A 20,367-nucleotide genomic window follows, 5' to 3' on the forward strand; every position below is an offset into this window, starting at 1 on the left:
TCTTGCATATATGTTTATCGAAAAACAAAGGAGGGCTTTAATATGAAAACAAGTGTTGACCAACAAATAACAAATCAAGTTATTCCTACAACAATGAAAGCTGCAATTGTAAACGAATTCAAACAAAAACTAGAGGTAAAAGAAATTCCAGTCCCAACTCTAGAGTATGGCGAAATTTTAGTGAAGATTAAAGCATGTGGAGTTTGTCACACTGACCTTCACGCTGCACACGGTGACTGGCCGGTAAAACCAAAGCTTCCATTAGTACCTGGACATGAAGGTGTTGGAGAAGTCGTAAAGGTGGCAGAAGGTGTAACTTCCATTAAAATTGGAGATATCGTTGGTATACCTTGGTTATACTCTGCATGTGGTGAATGTGAATACTGCTTAACAGGGAGAGAAACACTTTGTCATGATCAGTTAAATGCCGGCTATTCAGTTGACGGTGGTTATGCAGAATATTGCAAAGCACCTGCAAACTATGTTGTAAAAGTACCTTCTGGTGTTGATCTTGCTGAAATTTCTCCCATTTTCTGTGCTGGGGTTACAACATACAAGGCATTAAAAGTAAGTGAAGCTAAGCCTGGTGACTGGGTAGCGATTTATGGTATCGGTGGCCTTGGACATGTTGCTTTACAATATGCAAAAGCAATGGGTTTCAACGTTATTGCTGTTGATATTCAAGATGACAAGCTTGATTTAGCATCCGAATTAGGAGCAGATTTAACAATTAATGGCTTAAAATGTGATCCTATTCAAGAAATTAAAGATAAAGTAGGTGGAGTTCAATCAGCTATTAGTGTTGCGGTAACGAAAAAAGCATTTGAACAAGCTTACGGATCTGTTAAGCGTGGTGGAACTCTGGTTGTTGTTGGTCTTCCAAATGATGAGCTTCCAATTCCAATTTTCGATACTGTTCTTAACGGTGTTTCTGTAAAAGGTTCAATTGTTGGAACAAGAAAAGACCTCCAGGAAGCCGTACAGTTTGCTGCAGAAGGAAAAGTTAAAACAAATATATCAACAGAGCCACTTGATAACATCAATGAAGTATTCGAAAGAATGGAAAAAGGTCAAATTAACGGACGTGTTGTATTAACACTAGAATAATCATAAAATCTTAAATAATTGAAACATAAAAAGCGTTCAGATGACCTGGAACAAGATGCAACTGGACGCTTTTTGAATATATTTAAAATCAAATACTACTGTACAAACAGGTAAATCAGTTATGAAAAAAACCACCTATAAATCCATCCGTCAGTTCATAGCCAAAAATAAATGATCCAATAATATAAGCTAATATGAAGGCAATAATAATTCCAACAAAGTTATTTTCAAGTTGCTTCATTTTTTTATTTTTCATGGCTGTCCTCCTGCATTACCTAGCAATCGATTATTCTTAATATTCCTACTTGAATATAAGTTATACCAATTATATAAACAGGTAATTACAGTTATGTTTTCTAAAGGCCTTTATGTTTTATTTTTCCTGTAACTTTTCCCCTTTTCATAGTTCTCCTTCTTCATCTTTTCCGGTAACATGCTTCCTCCTGTTGCCCACACCAAATGAGTTGCGTGAGGATACTGAAAATCGGGTTGATTAATGATATGTATTACACCTGGAAATCCAGCTAAAGCGGAAGGTTCTAAATTTATATTTTCTGTGTCAACTAACATAGTAAGCAATTGAAAAAGATGTTCATCTTCAACAGTATAAACCCCACTGATGAGTTCTTCTAAAAGCTTTCCAACAAAACCTGAAGGTCTGCCTACAGCTAATCCGTCAGCTTCTGTGACATTATCAATATCAAAATCTTGGACAGACACTTTTTCATGTAGTCCAGTTAATAAACCTAAAAGCATTGCTGGAGAATGAGTTGGCTCTGCAAAGAAGCAATGCACAGAATCCTTAAAAATCAATTTTAATCCGAAAGCAACTCCGCCTGGACCTCCCCCCACTCCACAAGGTAAATAGACGAATAACGGATTTTCTTCATCAACTACTATCCCTAACTCTTCTAATTGCTTTTGTAATCGCAGCGCTGCGACTGCGTATCCTAAAAACAGATCTTTCGAGTTCTCATCATCTATAAAATGCATATTCTCATTTGCTTGAGCTTGCCTTCTTCCTTCAGTAACAGCTTTACTATAGTCGGAATTATACTCAATAACAGTAACGCCTTTTTCTTTTAATAAGTCTTTTTTCCATTCTTTTGCATCAGCTGACATATGAACAAATACGTTGAACCCTAATTTGGCACTTATGATTCCAATACTAAGTCCGAGATTACCTGTCGAACCTACTGCGATGGAATATTGTGAAAATAATTCTCCAAACGATTTGTTAGTTAAAATAGAGTAATCGTCATCATATGATAACATTCCGTTGTCTATAGCAATGCGTTCAGCATATTTTAATACTTCATAAATTCCACCTCTAGCTTTAATGGAACCTGAAATAGGTAACAAGTTGTCAGCTTTCAGGAAAACTTCTTGATTTACTTGCATCTTATAGTGATTCTCCATTGCCTTTTTCATTTTAGGAATACGAATAGTTCGCGATTCAATCACTCCATTAGCCTCTTCTGTTTCTGGGAAAGCCTTGATAAGATATGGTGCAAATCTTATTAGCCTTTCTTCCGCTTCCTTCACATCAGCCAGTGTAATGGAAAGTTTGGATACAGCTTCTTCAAAATCTTTATATTTAGGATTCCTCCAAAATGTTTCCTCTGTTTCCATTATTGTATGTAGATTGGGATTGTCTCTTTTCCATTCTTCTAATGTTTTACCATGAATTATTTTCATTAAAATTACCCTCTTTTTATTTTTTCTTTTTCACTCCTACAAAATAACCAATATAAAAAATAACGATTGAATAACCAATTAACATAAGAATAGGTGTTGGGATGGATAGACTAAAGTTTACAATTGCAGAGTATGCTTTAAGGATTTGTGGTACCAATTGATCCTTTGTAGATAGATAATATATGTTCACAATGAATAAACATAGGATAATAAAAAATAAAGCGCGTATAATTTGTGTTATGTTCGTTTGCTTCTTTGCTTTCGATCCTGCTTTTTTTGCCGTTTCCATATTCTGCCCCCTTCCCATTTCTTCTTAAGTAATAAAATTATATTTAACTTAGATAGTTCCTGCTTTTTAAAGAAAGTTCTTTTAAAAATCTCTTAAAATAGAAATAAACATAATCTTTTATAAGGATCTCCATACCATATTTATAAAAATTATCTAAACCTTACATTTTTGTTGGCGTTTTTTAATACAATTCTTATAGAGGTGATAAAAATGCCAAGAGTAAAATACACCGAGAGTGACATCGATTTAATGGCAAGGATGATGAGAGCAGAAGCAGAAGGTGAAGGCAAACTAGGAATGCTGATGGTTGGCAATGTTATTGTTAATCGACTAAAGGCTAATTGCTTAGATTTTAAAGACTTACGATCAGTTCGAGATGTTATTTACCAAGTTCAGGGTGGAAATTATTCTTTTGAAGCCGTTCAAAAAGGAAATGTTTTTTACCAAAGAGCAAGAGGTATAGAAAAAAAATTAGCTAAACAAAATCTTGATTATTGGAGAGAGCATCCTTCAAAGTTTGCACTTTGGTACTTTAATCCTTATGCTGCATGTCCACCTACATGGTACGATCAACCAATCACAGGACAATACAAACAACATTGCTATTATGAACCAAAGCCTGATACTTGCGAAGGTGCTTACGTTTGGTAAAAGTAAATCCCCACAATTTTGTGGGGATTTTTGATATTAATCTTTTATTTTAGAATCACTTATCTTGCTATCATCAAAACATTGAAAACAAAATAGCTCTGATTGATCGTTTAGCTTTCCATTTAAAAAACCGTCAATACAATATATCGTCTTCCTACATTCAATACAAATCCCTACTTCTTCGACCATCATAATATCCTCATACTAAAATGATTCGTAATGAACGAGTTCATTTTTTGGAGTACTTTCCTTTTTACTTAAAAATTTCTTTTTGATACCCTAATCCTAAGACCGCAATAACCCTTCGATCAGAAGGGATGTGAAGGATTTTTCTTACATATTCTTCTCCTTGTTCTGATTTCACTTCATCCTCCATATTAAAAACAGCTCCAAAAGCACAACCAAGTCCTTCGTTAACTGCTGATAACCAAATATAACTACATGCAATCGATGCATCCTGCAGCCAATACTTGCTAATTTCAGGACGCCCTGTAACAATAACGGCACCTTGTGCTTCTTTCAACCACTTCATATATGGTGTTGTATGATAAAGAAGATCTAATGTCTCTCGATTTGTTACAACAACAAATTCTCTAGAAGGCAAGTTGTTACCAGTCGAAATTTAGACAAGCTTGATTAAGAATTTCCTCCATCACTTCTTTTGGAATTTTTTCTTCTAAAAAACTTGTAATTTCTCTACGTTTCTTAAGCACCTGATTAAATTCCATTCTTTTCCCCTCCACAATAAAGAAATATTTTATATACATCTTTATTTCACCAAATATAGGAAAAGAAATCAATAATTTCATCTTAAGTAAAGAGATTACCCAGTCATTATACTATTTGTGACTAGGTATATAGAGATTGACAAGCAGATTCAATAGTAAAGTAAATTAATTAATCCAATTAACAAATATAAATATGGGCATTCGCCGTTGAATCAAGATAAATGCCGCATATATTAACCCAGGAAATGTAAAAAACTAACAGGAGTGATTTTATGCATTATTTTTTAATATTTACCACCAACGTTTTCACTGCTTTTAAATGTATTTAATACTTTTTGAAAAAGTTCAGGATCATTCGTAAAAACACCGGTAACTCCCCATAGCAATGCGTTTTCCATTTCTTCCTTATCATTTATTGTGTAAGGATGAATGTCAAGACCACTTTTTCTAACCTTTTCTACGTACGCTTGATCAATAGATTGAAAGTTTGGACCAATTCCGATTGCGTATTTTTTAATAGTAGCTAGCTGTTTATTCGAAATAGTAGCATTTCCTTTATAAGCTAGAAGCTGAACTAAAGGGATATTAGGATTTAATTCGTGAATTTTTTCTAAGCTCTTTGAACTGAATGATTGGATAATTACATGTTTTGTGCCTTCATTATGGCTTGAAAGTTGATAGAGATCTAGAAGTTCTAGTAGTTTTTCCTCCATATTTCGATAAACAATAGGTGATTTTGTTTCAATATAATAATTGGCTTCATTTCCAAACGTTTGAAAAATTTCTTTCAGTGTAGGTACTTCCAATCCTTTATAAGCTTCGTTCGCATATTGCGGGTACATGTCATTAAACCACGAACCCGCATCCAATTTTTTAATTTCATTCAATGTCATATCCTTAACGAATCCAGTTCCACTTGTTGTACGATTCACCGTTTCATCATGCATGGCAACAAGATGACCATCTTTTGTCATCTGAAGGTCTATTTCTATATAAGTTCCGTTTACCTTCTCACCTAGCTCATAAGAAGCAAGTGTATGTTCAGGTGCAAGTCCTGAAGCACCACGGTGTGCAACAATCAATTGGTTTGTATTAGGAGGAGATTTTACTTTCTTTGAACTTAAATTCGGAAAATTCAAAACGATGAGAACTGTGACTGTTATACAGAAAATTAATGCGGCAAAACGTTTGATTTTCATACAAAAAACTCCCATAAATAAGTGTCACTTCTCACTTTAAAGGGAGTTTGTAAATCTTCAACTGCTTTTTGTAAATTTTCTAATCTTATATTTACTATCAATTTTTTGGTAGTTCAATCAGTCCACCTGAAAAATTTTATACCAATGATTGCTGAAGCAACTAAAATCACAGCTAAAACCCCCATATCACCCAAAGCCTGAGTTGTGAAAAGAGTCCCGTTCCATCCATCTCTCAACACATTTACAACATAAGTTAAAGGAACAAAAACAGCTATTTTTTGTAAAATTTCTGGTAGAGCTTCAAGTGGAAGTGTTGCACCTGATAGAAACATCATTGGATACATGGCGACCATTGCAATTCCTAGCGCTGTTTGCATTCTTTTCACTAGGCTGGAAACGAGAAATCCTATTGAAAAAAATGTAATTGAGCAAAATGTTAATGAAATCAAAAATTCGATGGGACTCTTTGTTAAATTGGTATCAAATCCAAACTTGGATATAAGCAAAATTTCTATTACTCCTACATAAATCGCAAAAAATCCTTTAATAATAGTTGCCGTAAAAATTGCATTCTGATTAATTGGCGTTCCTTTAAGCCGCTTGTATACTCCTTTTTCACGGTCTATCACAACTTGAAGCCCCATTGAGAAAAAAGCTGTTGTAAAAATAATAATCGCAATCATACTTGGAATATAAGCCTGAAAATAATCCAACCCATCATAAGAGTTTGTTTTAAACATTAATCCAAAGACGACAAAACTAACTCCTGGAACAATAAACGTAAAAAGTAACGCTAGTGTTTCACGAAAAAATAATGTTAATTCCATTTTTGTATGTGTAATAACTGATTGCACTCTAACTCCTCCTTTATTGCCCTACCGCGTATTGTAAGTAAACATCTTCCATTGAGCCTTTGCAATTTAATGATTGAATTAACTGAATAGGCTCATCACATGCAACAAGTTTCCCATGTTTGATGATCGCAATTCGATCACAATGTCTTTGTGCTTCATCCATATAATGAGTCGACAGAATAATTGTTTTACCTTCCACTCTAAACTTATTAATAGCTTTCCATAATTCAAGACGTGCCTGTGGATCTAATCCCGTAGTTGGTTCATCTAAGAAAATAATCTCAGGATCATTTACCAGCGCTAGTGCGAGCGACGTTCGCTGCTGCCAGCCACCTGATAAGTTTTTAATATATTTATTGAGATATGGCTCAAGTTCAAGTGTTGAAATGATTTCATTTAAATCTCTTCTTTTTTCATAATAAGAACTAAAGAGATTTAATGCCTCTTTTACTTTAATCCGATCATAAAGAGCTGTTTGCTGAAGCTGAATCCCAATTTTTTGTTTCAATTCATTTGAAGCAGTAATCATATCCTTTCCCAATACCTTCACTGACCCAGAATCCGGTTTTATAAGCCCCATCATCATCTCTAGTGTTGTTGATTTTCCCGCTCCATTTGCCCCGATAATACCTAGTACCTCTCCTTCTCTAACCTGTAATGTCATTCCGTCAACCGCTTTAACATCACCATAGCTTTTCACAATATGTTCAAGTTCAATTACATTTATCATCTTCACAACTCCTTTTGCCTTGGCTCTATCTATAACCTTATCTTACAAACGGAGTCTTAATTTAATCTTAACTGAACCATATTTTACTATTAAACTTACAGTAATTGATTAAAGGGTAATGCAAAATAAAGAGGTATAACACGAATGTGCTATACCTCTTTAACAGGAAGTTCTATGATAAAATTCGTTTTTCCACGCACGGGCTTTGTATCGAGTATGATCTTTCCTTCGTGCTTTTCGATAATTTTTTTTGTAATAGCTAATCCTAAACCAGAGCCACCGTCATTCTTTCTACTTTTATCTCCTCTTACAAAAGGATCAAATAATGTATTGGTCAGGTCGTCTTTAATACCAGTTCCATCATCTCCAATTTCTAAAGCGATACAATTCGCTCTTTTTGTTAACGAGATAAACACGGTTGTTTGTTCGGGATTGTACTTAGCAGCATTTTCTAATAAGTTTGAAATAGCACGATATAGAAGCTTCGAGTCAAATTCATATATTAATTTAGTAGTTGGGATGTCAATGTTTAGCTCCATTTTCTTTTCTGAGAACAACTGATAATATTCTACAATAACTTCTCTGTAAAACTCACAAAGATCTTTTTTCTCTTTATTCAATTGGGAGTCCGGTGTTTCCAATTTTGAAAACATAAAAAGCTCATCAATTAATGTTGTTACTCTTACAGACTTGTCATGAATATACTTTAAATAACGTTTTTTTTGTTCTTCATCTTCCACAAATTCTTCATATAATGCTTTTGAATATCCTTGAATGGTTGTCATTGGTGTTTTTAAATCATGAGAAAGATCTGCCAGCATTCTTTTTTTACTTTCTTCAAGTTGTTCTTTTTCTCCTATCAGTCGCTTCAAATCTTCATTTAGTTCTTGGTATTTAAGCGATGCTCTCATAATAAATGGTAATATTCCTCCACCAAATAACATAGGAAGAAAGCTAAGTAGTAAATGCAGTTGATCAGGAAAAATTTCTTGATAGATAAGGTGAATACTAGATAATGTAAAAAGGCCACATAAAACGTACATCCACTTTAATGGCAATCGCACAAACAGGTACACAAACACAAAAATGATATATAAATACATAGGGTTGTAAAAATATGCAAAAATAAGAGTAATGATGATCTCACTTGTTAATAAATATTTTACTAATTTTTCACTCCAAAATATCTGCCTGTAGATGATCATAAATGCAAGCATTAACAATAAACCAGGATACTGCTTGTTTGAAGGTTCTTGTAACAAAAAGTAAAAAGGAATACACATATTAGCAAGATATATATATGGAAGAAATCCTTCTTCCTTTGGAAACAGCTTAAAACTCAAATTCATCCCTACCTCAAAAAAATAGACCTAATAAAGGCCTATAAAGTCATCTTTTCAAACTTGTATCCTAATCCTCTCACTGTTTTTATATAGGTTGGTTTTTTCGGATTTTCTTCAATCTTTTCCCTTAGCTTTGAGATATGAACATTAATGGTGTTATCTTCTTCACCACCGATGTAATAATCATTCCATGCTCTTTCAAAAATTTGCTGCTTGGTAAAAACTCTTCCTGGATAATCCATTAACATCTCAAGAATTCTATATTCAATTTTCGTTAACTGAATGACCATTTCTTGTTTTATAATCGAAAACGAATTTTCATCTAGTGTGAGATTTCCAACAACTTTTTTTCGTAATTCATGATCTTCTAGTTGTGTTTTTGCTTCTAAGGAATAGTTATAGCTCCTTCTTAAAAGAGCTTGAACTCTTGCTACAACTTCCAAAGGATTGAATGGCTTTTGAATAAAATCATCCGCTCCTAAACTAAGACCTTCTATCTTGTCTTGATCTTCTTGTTTTGCCGAAATAATAATAATCGGAATTTGTATCGTTTCTCTCACTTTTTTAATAAGTTGATAGCCATCAATGATCGGCATCATAATGTCCACAAGCATTAAATCGATTTGTTCTTTTGCAATTAGTTGAAATGCATCCATTCCATCATGTGCCTCAATAATATGAAAGCCTTCTTTTTTTAGATAAAGGCTGAGCAATTCGGTAATCTCTGGTTGATCATCAACAATTAAAATGGTTCTACTCACTGGCGGTCCTTCTCTCTCTAAATAATAGAACTTTTGTCATCTACCTTTAGTATAGCAAGCTATGAAAAAAGTGAAAGGAAAAGTTGTCATTTTTAACCAAAAAAAGCTTACCTCATTGTAAATTAAGAGGTAAACTTCCTTATAAACAGATCATTAAATAAACAAGATAGTATATTTAATATCAAAGCATTTCCTTAAATGTTCTAGCTTGTTCATCTAATTGCTGTGCTGACATGCATATGTTTTTAAACTCTTGCATTGCTTGCTCAATCAATGTTTGACTGCTTGTTATTCCTGTTTGTGAACGCTGTGTTACATCACTGATTTTAACAATTTCACCTGTAATTCCTTCAATATGTGCATTAACTTCTTGAACAGAATCTTGTACACGATTTGCTAGTTTTCGAACTTCATCTGCTACAACGTTAAATCCTCTTCCATGTTCTCCGGCACGAGCTGCTTCTATCGCTGCATTTAAAGCTAAAAGATTGGTTTGTGAAGCAATTTCACGAATTGTTTTCGTGATGTTTTCAATAGAAGAAGCTTTCTGTTTTAACATTTTTAAAATTTCTAAGTTTTCACCTGATTGTGAGACTAGCTCAGCATTCGCATCTGCTACGTCTTCACTTGTAGAAATTCCTTCTTCTGCCCGATCTAAAAGGTCAGCGGACATTCTCTTTAATCGCGAGGCAACTTCTACTGTATGTTTTTCTCGTATTGTAATATCTGTAGCAATTTTGACAACACCTTGTACTACCCCATATTCATCTAAAACTGGTGAATATGTTGCTTCAAGCCAAATATGTCGACCTGTTTTCGTTACACGCTGTATTTTTTCTTGAAAACTTTTCCCTTTCCGTAAATTTCTCCAAAATTCCAGGTACTCTCTTCCTCTAGAAAATTCTTCTGTGCAAAACTGTTTATGCAACAGATTAGGCATTTCTGACTTTTGATATTCCATTGTTTTCGCGAAGTTTTCATTTGCCCATAATACTTTTCCATGTGGATCAAATGTAATCATTGCAACTGATTTCTCGATTGCTCTTAGTACTGAAACTTCGTCTAAAACATGGGATGATTTGGAAACGCTTGCTAATTTAGATACCAGCATAATAATTATCCTCAATTCTGTCCTATTATTTTAGTAAAAAATTATTGCTCACTCATTTATCATAGTCTAAAAATACTACGATTGTAAAACTTGAACACTCTATATCTAGTCATATTTACACATTCTTAACAATTGGTCGTTTTTCTCCTATAAATATAGTGTTGTCGAAAACACGATTGATGATTCTACAATATTTAACAAAATTACTCGTAAGCTCGAAATTTGTATTAAACTTTAAAAAAGAACGCTATATCTATATACTAAAAATGTTTTAGAGATAACAACTCCTATTTTCCTTTTATTTTACGAAAGAAATGATACCTAGGAATATATCCCTATATCAATGCGACAAAAAAAACAACAGTTTCCTCTCATTTCTTCTATAAGATTTTTATTATTAGAGAATTAATCAGTAAAAAACACCCCAAAAGTTAGAATTGGTTCGTCTACCTTTTGGGGTGCACATCACACACAGTCACCGGTCTCTTTATCTATTCAAATAACTTCCATTCAACATCCGCAGAAACTACCTCTATCATCGTATCTAAATCAGACATCTCTACTTGCTGATTTTTAATTTTATCTTTGATATTTTTTAATATCTCTTCTTTTTCGTTCAATTTTTCTTCCGCTACGGTTTGAGCGAGTTTTGCAACAATGGATGAATTTTCCTCTTTAAATTCATCCATTTGATCAATAAGTTCATCAACTCGTTTAGAAATTAATTGCTCATCCTCCTCCGATAATGACTTGTTTTCCTTTAAGGATTCCAGTTCTCCTTTTGTATCCATAAACACATCAGCCAATTTTTCCACTTCCATTGCAAATTCTTCCGTTTCCGAAGTTGACATATCTAAGTCAACTGAACAACCGGTTAAAATAAATGACATTGAAATTCCAGTAATTAACATAAGCTTTTTCATATTCTTTCCTTCCTTTACACGATAATTTATTAAGCAGATTTTTCTAACTGCTCTTTATACTTCTGATTTTATTGAAAAAAAGTCATACTCAACTAGTATCTGATCGTCACTATTTTAGTCAGTAAAGGTACACAAATAGTCACTTTAATTGACAAGTACTGCTTTTCAGGTGGTGTGTTTCTGTATTATAATTTTGTATAAATCACACTAGGGGAAATTTAAAAGATGTAGGCTGTTTTTCTACCCAAAACTAAAATTGAATATAAGTGAGGTAGAAAAATGGGAACAACATCTTTTAGACACCTTTGGCTCGGACAGTTACTAGCAAACAGTGGTGATGTGTTTTACATTGTTGGGCTTTATGGCCATTATTCATGAGCAAACAGGTTCAGCTATGTATTTAGCGGTTGTACCGTTTATCATCACTGTTGCAAAATTCAGTAGTGGCTTTATTGCACCGCTGCTTTTGGATCAATATCGATTAAAGTCGCTATTAGTTTTTTCACAGCTAGCTAAGACATTGTTACTTTTCACAATGCAAATGGTAACAATCACTTTCTCATGGAATCTCGTCATCACCTTTGTTCTTGTATTTTGTATTTCTTTTTTAGATGGATGGGCAACACCTGCGAGAAATGCAATGCTACCTCGTCTTGTCCATAGAGATGATTTAATAAAAGCGAACAGCTTTGTTGCTACTTTGGATCAAACTGTTCAACTCGGAGGATGGGCATCTGGCGGAATATTAGTTGCTCTAATTGGCGGAAATCAAATGATTTGGCTCACTCTATGTTTATTTGTTATTTCTACTTTTTTTATGAGATTGCTCAAAGATGATACTGAACAAATTGGTGAGGAAGACAATACAACGGTGCAATCTAAGTGGCAATCACTAAAAGAAGGTTGGCTTTTCATTTGGAAAGTTCCGTCAATACGTTCAATTCATTTGATTTATGTTTTTGAATATTTTGCAAGTGCAGTGTGGATAGCAGCGATTCTTTATGTTTATGTGGAAGAGATCCTAGGAAAAGATCAGTCATGGTGGGGTTATATTAATGCGACCTTTTTTCTTGGTCTTGTTATTGGAGGCTTTTTGCGGTGAAGTTTGCCAAGGTTGTTGATTTGCATCTTCCTTATGTGATCATTATTTCTTCATTCGTAATTTGTCTAGGCACACTTACCTTTGGTTTAAATTCATCACCAATAGCAGCCCTCTTTCTTTCAGCATTATGTGGATTTTTAGAGCAGGTAAAAAGCATTTCCTTACAAACGTCTTTACAAAGAGCGGCTTCAATTCATCAATTACCTAAAATTTATGCGGCACAAGGTGCATTGCTTTCTCTAGTTTTTGCTGTTTCTTCTGTTATATTTGGATTTTTAACAGAGTTGTACTCTGTTAGTTTTTCATTCATCATAGCAGCATTATTATTGTTTAGTTCAGGAATATATTCAACTATTAAAAAGAAACTACTATCATCGTAGTTATAGATTGCTAAAAAGATTTAGTAAAGTGTAACGGGTTAGGTTTTCGAATAGCACACCAATGTCCGAGAGGCGGATAAATATAAGCGGAGCTTTTCCGTTTAAATGAAGAATGGAACTTGGTTTGGACGATATAAGCGGAATTTTTCCGTTTAAGCAAAGAAAAATGGTCCATTTTCATCTTATTCGATTAAATAGGTGGAATTTTTCCGTCTATTTAATCAATTTTTCATGCTTTTAACACATTAAGAGAAATTTCTCCGCTTATTTAGCAGCTGATTTCCTTGTAATTTGTAAATTAGGAAATTTCTTAAACCGGATGCCTATCCTGATACACATGTCACCAAGCACTTTCCTTTGCAGATTTCCTTGCCAAATCGTTTTTTAAGCCTGGTGGGAATTACTATTTGAAAAACAATGTTAATTCGTATTTTGTACTTCAAAACTGATCCTTTTAGTAAAAATGACGTATCCTTTTTTGTTTCAAAGTAAACGCAAAACCAAGTAAATTTTCCCTAATCTTCAAAATAAAACAAACCTCATGAATGAACAGAGGTTTGCTTTATTTTGAGTATAGATATTTCTCGGAAAATAGAGTCGTCCAAGCTATTCTCCGCTTTCTTGTTTCTCCCACTTTGCAACTTCCGAACGTACCAAAGGAGCAACTTCTTTTCCTAAAAGTTCAATCGCTCTCATCACATCATCATGAGGCATGCTGCCAACAGGTACATGTAACATAAAACGAGTGATTCCTACATTTTTTCGTAGGTAAATGATTTTCTCAGCAACCGTTTTTGGATCTCCTACATATAAGGCACCCTCAAGAGTGAGAGCTGTATCAAAGCTTCCTCTTGTATATGGACTCCAGCCGCGTTCTTTGCCTAATTTGTTCATCACATATTGTGTTGATGGGAAAAATTTATCGGCTGCTTCTTCTGTTGTATCTGCAATAAACCCATGAGAATGTGAGGCAACGGTTAACTTTGAAATGTCGTGGCCAGCATGAGCAACAGCCTTTTTATACAATTGTACAAGTGGCTCAAATTGTACGGGCATTCCCCCTATAATAGCCAATACGAGTGGTAACCCCAGAATACCTGCACGAATAACAGATTCAGAATTCCCTCCACTTCCTATCCAAACTGGTAAAGGACCTTGAACTGGTCGGGGATAAACACCTCGGTTATGTATAGCTGGGCGATGTCCACCTTTCCATGATACCTTTTCAGATTCACGGATTTTTAATAATAATGCAAGATTCTCTTCGAACAATTCATCATAATCTTTTAAATCAAAACCGAATAAAGGGAATGATTCAATAAAAGAACCTCTTCCTGCCATAATTTCTGCACGTCCATTTGAAATGGCATCAAGTGTTGCAAAGTCTTGAAAAACCCGAACTGGATCAGCTGATGATAACACCGTAACCGCACTTGTTAGACGAATGTTCCTAGTTTGCGAGGCAGCAGCCGATAGTATGACTGCTGGACTGGAAGATGCAAAATCTTCACGATGATGTTCACCTACTCCAAATACATCTAGTCCAACTGAATCTGCAAGGACAATTTCCTCTACGACTTCTCGTATTCTCTCAGCATGACTTATCGCCTTGCCTGTTTTCAAATCTGGTGTTGTTTCAACAAAGGTACTTACTCCTATTTCCATTGTTGTTCCTCCTACTTTTATGGATAATTAGAATTATAGCAAAAAGTATGATATTTCTCTTTTTATAAGTACTTTTACTTAAAAGTAAATAGTATATTCACCTTCCCTCTTTTAACATAATTTCTAAACTTAAATATCTTGTTCAACACCATTAAATTAATTATTCAAAGCAGAGAAATAGGAATGGCCAAGGACCATCCCTATTTCTTATCATCCTAGTTTATGGTTTTGCACATTTCTTACTTACCATCTACCACTTCTTTAAAAATCTCATACGAACGTTTTTGTTTGTCTTGATCATAGATATAGGAAACAGCCATGATTTCATCAACATTATATTTTTCTTGAAAGTTTGTTAGTTGTTGACGAATTGAATCCTTACTACCAAGCAACGTGACACTGGACATAGATGTAGCCATTTCTCTTTCATGAGGCTGCCATAAGTCTTCCATACTTTCTACTGGTGGTTGTAATGGATTCTGCGTTCCGCGGACAACATTTAAGAAAAATTGTTGCATTGAGGTTTGTTCTCTTCTAGCCTCTTCGTCACTTTCTGCTGCAATCACGTTTAAACATACGGTCATATATGGTTTATCTAAATATTCAGATGGTTGGAATCTTGCTCGATAAATTGAAATAGCTTCCTCCATATATCGTGGAGCAAAATGTGAAGCAAATACATATGGTAAGCCTAGTTTAGCTGCTAAGTATGCAGAATCTGTTGAAGAACCAAGAATATAAATAGGAATGTTTGTCCCAACTCCTGGATGTGCTTTCACATAATCTTGGCGCTCCACCGGACCAAAATAAGTAAGTAATGAGTTAACATCTTCCGGAAACGTATAAACTGAATCGTTTTGTGATCGTCTTAGTGCACTTGCTGTCATCATATCTGTGCCTGGTGCACGACCTAAACCTAAATCGAGACGGTTTGGATAAATAGTAGCCATTGTTCCAAATTGTTCAGCAACAACCAGTGGAGAATGGTTCGGTAGCATAATTCCTCCCGATCCTACACGAATTCTTTCCGTGTTTTCTAGAGTATGTTTAATTAAAATGGATGTAGCAGAACTAACAAGTGTTGATGTATTATGATGCTCTGCAATCCAATATCGTGAGTAACCCATTTTTTCTGTTGCCTGCGCTAATTCAACCATCGAATCGATTGCATCTTTAGCTTCCTGTCCTTTGCGAATAGGCACCAAATTCAAAACCGAAACAGGTATTTGTATATTTGACATAGTAATTGTCCTTTCTTCATCAAGTTCTTTACTATCGTACCAATTTAAATCGAAGAAAAAAATTTTATGCTTACTACTTTTCAATTTGAAATTCGAAGTCTTTTTCCTTGACCTGACCCCCAATATATGTCCTTTCAACAAATTTAACTTCCTCATTCTTCATGTAAAGTACTGTCGAAGATCTTGTACCATATTCCGGTGTTCTTATAAATAATGGAGATAGCTTTCGTTCCCATTCGATAGATACACCAGTACTTGGTAATTCTGAATCGGCAGCTGGATCTGCATATTGTAGGCTTGAAAACAAACACTCTGTCAATTTTTCACCTGCTTGATTTAAGCAGCTTTGTAAACCTTCCTTCCCTTTACGAACTTTTGGCCATGGTGTATCAAGTAAAGAATTACTTAATCCATACAAACCCGGTTGAAGTAATTTTATTTCATTTTCTACGTTTGAATAATAGTAAAGTGCATCTTGATTTCCAACAAGTAAATTAAATCCTGGATAATGTTCACGATTTTCTTGAATGTTATCTAAGTAGTCCTCGGGATTTTCATTGAATTGCAGAAATTTGCTCACTAGTTCCCCCCGAGATCGTAGCTGTTTATTTTCTTTTGCCGGTTCTCTGTAATTCGTAAGCGCTGCAAAACGACCGTTCTTTGTAACTCCCATCCATGTTCCCATTTTTTCTAAGTCTCTTCCTGCTAATATATTTGATGCATCTTCCCAAAAACCAGCTTGAGCTGTAGGTCGTTTATAAAATTCATCTCGATTTGCAGAAAGTATTAGACGATAAACAGGATCTATTTTGTACGCAAAATTAATTAAGCACATTTATATCACTTCCTTACAACCAATTGTGGTCTTATTGTTTATATTTTACAAAAAACCAACCATTACTTCCTCTAAAGTGACTTTTTCAAACACAAAAAGGCTGCTGTTTAACAGCAACCTTTAATAAAAATAGCTTTTATTAGATTAAACGTGTTGTGACAATTCCTTCAATTTGAGTGATTTTCTCTTCCAGTTGAGGGATAATGTCACCATTTACTTCGTTGTCAATATCAATCATTGTGTACGCATACTCACCACGGCTTCTGTTTACCATGTCTGCAATGTTCAAGTTATAGCTTGAAATAGCTTGAGTGATTTGGCCAACCATATTTGGCACGTTTTTATGGAAAGTTGCTACACGACGTTTACCAGCGTATGGAAGAGAAGCATTCGGGAAGTTCACAGAATTTCGAATGTTTCCTGTTTCTAAGAATTCCTTCACTTGACGTGCTGCCATAATTGCACAATTTTCTTCAGACTCTACCGTAGATGCACCAAGATGCGGAATAGGTACAACGTTGTTCATTTTTAAGATGTTTTGATTTGGAAAATCTGTTATATATTTTCCTACTTTTCCACTCTCTAAAGCAACCTTCATATCATCTTCGTTTACAAGCTCACCACGTGAGAAGTTCATAATATGAACACCTTGTTTCATGATGCTGAATGTTTCTTGATTAAACATACCTCTTGTGTCGTTAGTTAGAGGAACGTGTACTGTAATATAATCAGAGTTAGCAAAAAGTTGCTCAAGGCTCATTGCACGTTGAACTTTACGAGATAAATTCCAAGCAGTATCTACAGAAATGAATGGATCAAATCCGATAACATCCATATCTAGTCCAAGGGCATCATTAGCTACAAGCGCACCAATCGCGCCTAAACCGATAACTCCTAGCGTTTTACCTTTAATCTCTTTCCCAACAAATTGTTTTTTGCCCGCTTCGACAAGCTTAGGAATTTGTTCGCCTTCACCATCTAATGTTTTCGTCCATTCAACACCTGCAAATAGATTACGTGAAGAAGCCATTAACGTAGTTAGAACCATTTCTTTTACTGCATTTGCATTCGCACCAGGAGTATTGAATACAACAATACCTTGCTCTGTGCATTTATCAACTGGAATATTGTTTACGCCCGCACCTGCACGTGCAATAGCTTTTAAGTTGTTTGCAAATTCCATTGAATGCATGTTAAAGCTGCGAAGAACAATTGCATCAGGATTTTCACTATTATTATCGATAGTGTAATTACCTTTGTTAAATACATTTAAACCAACTTCTGCAATGTTATTTAACGTTTTAATTGTCTTTACTTTTTCTAATGTTGTTGTACTCATCTTTCGATCTCCTCTTTTCATCTGGTAAGTTTTCAAATTTTATGAATATTTTCATTTTAATAGAATAATGGAATTATAACATAGTTTACTCGAATTATCCTCTCCTATTAAACAGAAAAAGGCAAGGGAAGATTTCCCTTACCTTTGCCCAGGCGAACGGCTTCGACACTATGTGCTCCCTCACGGTTATCCGTGTTTCGCCAGTTACACATAGCCTTTTGAATTAAATACATTTTAACACAGTTGGCGTGAACTTCAACAGTTATTTTAAGAATATTCTTGTTTAAACTTTTGAGTACTATTTTCTGTTATTTCATACTAAATAATTAAACGTTTCCATAATAATGTCGTTAGTTTCTACCCTTGTACCATTTTATAGATTACATCATTTCCTGGGTAAGCGCATATACTGACTTATTTCTCCAAATATTTTAACATGCTACAGCAAATAATCTTCTAGTATAAATTATCAAGATTTTGAGTCAGTAAAAATATACTTTGCGGTTACTTCCATCAATTTCTCAATCTGATGTTTATCTTTGCTGAACGTTGATGAAGTTACTAGTCTATTTTTTTCGTCAAAGTATTTTCCTGTAACTGATTGTAACTCAGGTGATGTTGCTAAATATAAGTAGGTTTGAGCCATTTCATCGGGAGAGATGGAAAACTTACTTTTTAATGAATACATAAATTTCATAAGTTGAGATAAGTTTGGATAACGTTCAATATCAACTTTCACATTGGTAACTCTTATACAATTCACTGTAATTTTTGTGTTTTTCAACTTATCGGACAGCCAATATGTGTACATCACTTGAGCAAGTTTTGATTGATAATACGCTGTTTCAACTCGGAATTTTTCATTGGTAAATTCAGGATTAGCAAAATTAATTTTTAAAAACGGGTGTAACACTAATCCTTGTGAAGCAATTGTAATAATTCGACCTTGTTCACTTTGTTTTAGTTTATCTAGTAATAATTCTGTCAACAAAACAGGTCCAACGTGGTTAGTTGCCCAAACAGTTTCGATGTTTTCATCTGAATATTGAGGTGCTTTTCTACTAATATCAAAATCAGCTGCATTATGAATAAGAATGTCGATTTGGCTGTGATTAGATATGAATTCATTAACTGCAGATCTAATACAACGTTGAGAACTCATATCTAGTAGTAATAATTCCACAGAATTGCTATTACTTTTCTCCTTGATTTCTTTTAATGCAACCAACCCTCTTTTTTCATCTCTGCAACCGATTATAATTTTCAACCCATGTTTTGCTAGTTGAATGGCTGCAGCTTTTCCAATCCCCGAATTTCCACCAGTTATCAAGCATGTTTTGCTGGCCATACGTTCACTCCTTTCACTTGGCAAAACGTCTTTGATAAAACTCCATCTTTATTATCGCAAAATAACAAAACTGAAATTCAGTTAACATAATATTATTATCATCACCTAAATTGTAGATTTTGAATAGATTACTATTTCACCACCCAATGATCTGGTGTTTTTAAACCAAGTGGTAACCTCGTATCACGATTTCCATTAGCGGAATTTACTTGAGCTTGCGTTAGAAAAATACATCCCATTAAATTTGCTCCACTTAAGTTAGCATCGCGTAAATCTGCCCCAAGAAGGTCAGTTACTCTCATATCAGCTTCTCTTAAATCAGCTGCAATTAGCAGTGCTCCTCTTAAATTTGCTCCTTTTAGGTTTGCTTTTCTTAACTTTGCACCTATAAAATCGCTTCTTTTTTCATGTCTTTTTTCAGCTTTGTTTACTTGTGAACGAACTAACTCACTTACCTTTTGTAGTAACTCACTTACACCAGCTCTATGAACATGGAGATTCAACTCGAGTATCGACTTAGGATTTTGAGCAGTGAGAGCCTCTGTTTTCTCAAGCATATCTCTTAGATCTTTATAAATAGCTTTAGCTTCTGCTCGCTGCAATGCTTCTGTTAAGTAACAAAGCATTTCATGCAGTTGCTGCATAATTGGAAAAACATCGTACATTTCTTTCGCTATTGCTGGGTGTTCACGCCAATCTTTCCCTTTGTATGTTATTTGGGAAACCTTCTGTCCTGCCCCAAAGCATTCATAAACTGTACACCCGCGATATCCTGTATTTCTTAAGTTTTTATGAATTTTACAGCGATAATCTTCTTGAAGATTTTCACATGGAGATCCACTAGCTTTATCTTTTGCAAAGTCTGCTGATTTCGTATAAGGTAAGGCCACACAACAAAGCCCAAAACAATTTACACAATCAGCGCTATATTTTTCACTATTTAGTAGTTTCGTAGACAAGAATTACACTTCCCTTTAAAAAGCCTCGTTATATCTAAAATTACCTTGCAATAATACCATATCATAACAATTGTAGGTATAATTATCACTATCTTGTAATAAAA

General features: G+C 34.5%; 21 protein-coding genes and 1 riboswitch. Of the genes, 4 read left to right on the plus strand and 17 right to left on the minus strand.

Going from position 1 to position 20,367, the window contains the following annotated elements:
- Nucleotides 1-93: 93 nt before the first annotated feature.
- On the plus strand, nt 94-1,107 hold the full coding sequence (gene adhP, locus MVE64_RS02115; protein ID WP_247346926.1) for an alcohol dehydrogenase AdhP: 1,014 nt from the start codon (nt 94-96) through the stop codon (nt 1,105-1,107).
- A gap of 115 nt (nt 1,108-1,222) precedes the next feature.
- Here adhP and MVE64_RS02120 read toward each other — a convergent pair whose 3' ends face one another.
- The 3 genes from MVE64_RS02120 to MVE64_RS02130 all read right to left on the minus strand — a co-directional run bounded on the left by MVE64_RS02120 (nt 1,223) and on the right by MVE64_RS02130 (nt 3,094).
- A complete protein-coding gene (locus tag MVE64_RS02120; protein ID WP_247343303.1) occupies nt 1,223-1,363 on the minus strand; it encodes a hypothetical protein in 141 nt (46 codons plus the stop codon).
- A gap of 110 nt (nt 1,364-1,473) precedes the next feature.
- On the minus strand, nt 1,474-2,805 hold the full coding sequence (gene dsdA / locus MVE64_RS02125) for a D-serine ammonia-lyase (protein ID WP_247343306.1): 1,332 nt from the start codon (nt 2,803-2,805) through the stop codon (nt 1,474-1,476).
- A 16-nt stretch (nt 2,806-2,821) separates the two neighbouring features.
- Nucleotides 2,822-3,094: a hypothetical protein gene (locus tag MVE64_RS02130; protein WP_247343309.1), complete on the minus strand. Its 273-nt coding sequence runs from the start codon at nt 3,092-3,094 to the stop codon at nt 2,822-2,824.
- Nucleotides 3,095-3,304: 210 nt separating this feature from the next.
- On the opposite strand from MVE64_RS02130, the gene MVE64_RS02135 reads away from it, so the two are divergent.
- Nucleotides 3,305-3,745 (plus strand): cell wall hydrolase, encoded by a 441-nt coding sequence (locus MVE64_RS02135; RefSeq protein ID WP_098799654.1) that lies wholly within the window; start codon nt 3,305-3,307, stop codon nt 3,743-3,745.
- A gap of 253 nt (nt 3,746-3,998) precedes the next feature.
- Here MVE64_RS02135 and MVE64_RS02140 read toward each other — a convergent pair whose 3' ends face one another.
- The 8 genes from MVE64_RS02140 to MVE64_RS02180 all read right to left on the minus strand — a co-directional run bounded on the left by MVE64_RS02140 (nt 3,999) and on the right by MVE64_RS02180 (nt 11,394).
- Nucleotides 3,999-4,349 (minus strand): nitroreductase family protein, encoded by a 351-nt coding sequence (locus tag MVE64_RS02140; RefSeq protein ID WP_247343312.1) that lies wholly within the window; start codon nt 4,347-4,349, stop codon nt 3,999-4,001.
- A gap of 408 nt (nt 4,350-4,757) precedes the next feature.
- Nucleotides 4,758-5,672, minus strand: coding sequence for a glycerophosphodiester phosphodiesterase (locus tag MVE64_RS02145; RefSeq protein ID WP_247343314.1), 915 nt, complete (start codon nt 5,670-5,672; stop codon nt 4,758-4,760).
- 113 nt (nt 5,673-5,785) lie between these two features.
- The gene (locus tag MVE64_RS02150; RefSeq protein WP_247343317.1) at nt 5,786-6,526 is read right to left on the minus strand and encodes an ABC transporter permease; all 741 of its coding nucleotides are present in this window, start codon (nt 6,524-6,526) and stop codon (nt 5,786-5,788) included.
- Between the two features lie 13 nt (nt 6,527-6,539).
- The gene (locus tag MVE64_RS02155; protein WP_247343320.1) at nt 6,540-7,256 is read right to left on the minus strand and encodes an ABC transporter ATP-binding protein; all 717 of its coding nucleotides are present in this window, start codon (nt 7,254-7,256) and stop codon (nt 6,540-6,542) included.
- A gap of 149 nt (nt 7,257-7,405) precedes the next feature.
- Complete coding sequence (locus tag MVE64_RS02160) at nt 7,406-8,605, minus strand: sensor histidine kinase (RefSeq protein ID WP_247343322.1); 1,200 nt, start codon at nt 8,603-8,605, stop codon at nt 7,406-7,408.
- 32 nt (nt 8,606-8,637) lie between these two features.
- A complete protein-coding gene (locus MVE64_RS02165) occupies nt 8,638-9,360 on the minus strand; it encodes a response regulator transcription factor (RefSeq protein ID WP_247343324.1) in 723 nt (240 codons plus the stop codon).
- Between the two features lie 181 nt (nt 9,361-9,541).
- Nucleotides 9,542-10,471, minus strand: coding sequence for a methyl-accepting chemotaxis protein (locus tag MVE64_RS27300; RefSeq protein WP_281730446.1), 930 nt, complete (start codon nt 10,469-10,471; stop codon nt 9,542-9,544).
- Between the two features lie 491 nt (nt 10,472-10,962).
- Nucleotides 10,963-11,394: a hypothetical protein gene (locus MVE64_RS02180; RefSeq protein ID WP_247343327.1), complete on the minus strand. Its 432-nt coding sequence runs from the start codon at nt 11,392-11,394 to the stop codon at nt 10,963-10,965.
- A gap of 349 nt (nt 11,395-11,743) precedes the next feature.
- Between MVE64_RS02180 and MVE64_RS02185 the strand changes: the two genes are divergently transcribed.
- A complete protein-coding gene (locus MVE64_RS02185; RefSeq protein WP_247343329.1) occupies nt 11,744-12,496 on the plus strand; it encodes an MFS transporter in 753 nt (250 codons plus the stop codon).
- Complete coding sequence (locus MVE64_RS02190; protein WP_247343331.1) at nt 12,493-12,876, plus strand: MFS transporter; 384 nt, start codon at nt 12,493-12,495, stop codon at nt 12,874-12,876. The genes MVE64_RS02185 and MVE64_RS02190 overlap by 4 nt, the downstream gene beginning before the upstream one ends.
- Before the next feature lie 606 nt (nt 12,877-13,482).
- Here the strand turns inward: MVE64_RS02190 and MVE64_RS02195 are convergent.
- The 6 genes from MVE64_RS02195 to MVE64_RS02220 all read right to left on the minus strand — a co-directional run bounded on the left by MVE64_RS02195 (nt 13,483) and on the right by MVE64_RS02220 (nt 20,263).
- A complete protein-coding gene (locus MVE64_RS02195; RefSeq protein WP_247343333.1) occupies nt 13,483-14,541 on the minus strand; it encodes an LLM class flavin-dependent oxidoreductase in 1,059 nt (352 codons plus the stop codon).
- A gap of 239 nt (nt 14,542-14,780) precedes the next feature.
- The gene (locus MVE64_RS02200; RefSeq protein WP_247343335.1) at nt 14,781-15,782 is read right to left on the minus strand and encodes an LLM class flavin-dependent oxidoreductase; all 1,002 of its coding nucleotides are present in this window, start codon (nt 15,780-15,782) and stop codon (nt 14,781-14,783) included.
- A gap of 73 nt (nt 15,783-15,855) precedes the next feature.
- Nucleotides 15,856-16,617 (minus strand): NRDE family protein, encoded by a 762-nt coding sequence (locus MVE64_RS02205; protein ID WP_247343337.1) that lies wholly within the window; start codon nt 16,615-16,617, stop codon nt 15,856-15,858.
- A gap of 139 nt (nt 16,618-16,756) precedes the next feature.
- Nucleotides 16,757-17,956: a phosphoglycerate dehydrogenase gene (locus tag MVE64_RS02210; protein WP_247343341.1), complete on the minus strand. Its 1,200-nt coding sequence runs from the start codon at nt 17,954-17,956 to the stop codon at nt 16,757-16,759.
- Between the two features lie 139 nt (nt 17,957-18,095).
- Nucleotides 18,096-18,174: riboswitch (ZMP/ZTP riboswitch) on the minus strand.
- Between the two features lie 251 nt (nt 18,175-18,425).
- The gene (locus tag MVE64_RS02215) at nt 18,426-19,304 is read right to left on the minus strand and encodes an SDR family NAD(P)-dependent oxidoreductase (protein WP_247343344.1); all 879 of its coding nucleotides are present in this window, start codon (nt 19,302-19,304) and stop codon (nt 18,426-18,428) included.
- A gap of 131 nt (nt 19,305-19,435) precedes the next feature.
- On the minus strand, nt 19,436-20,263 hold the full coding sequence (locus tag MVE64_RS02220) for a pentapeptide repeat-containing protein (protein ID WP_247343347.1): 828 nt from the start codon (nt 20,261-20,263) through the stop codon (nt 19,436-19,438).
- Nucleotides 20,264-20,367 lie beyond the last annotated feature (104 nt).

The sequence above is a fragment of the Metabacillus endolithicus genome (assembly GCF_023078335.1).
Taxonomy (GTDB): domain Bacteria; phylum Bacillota; class Bacilli; order Bacillales; family Bacillaceae; genus Metabacillus; species Metabacillus endolithicus.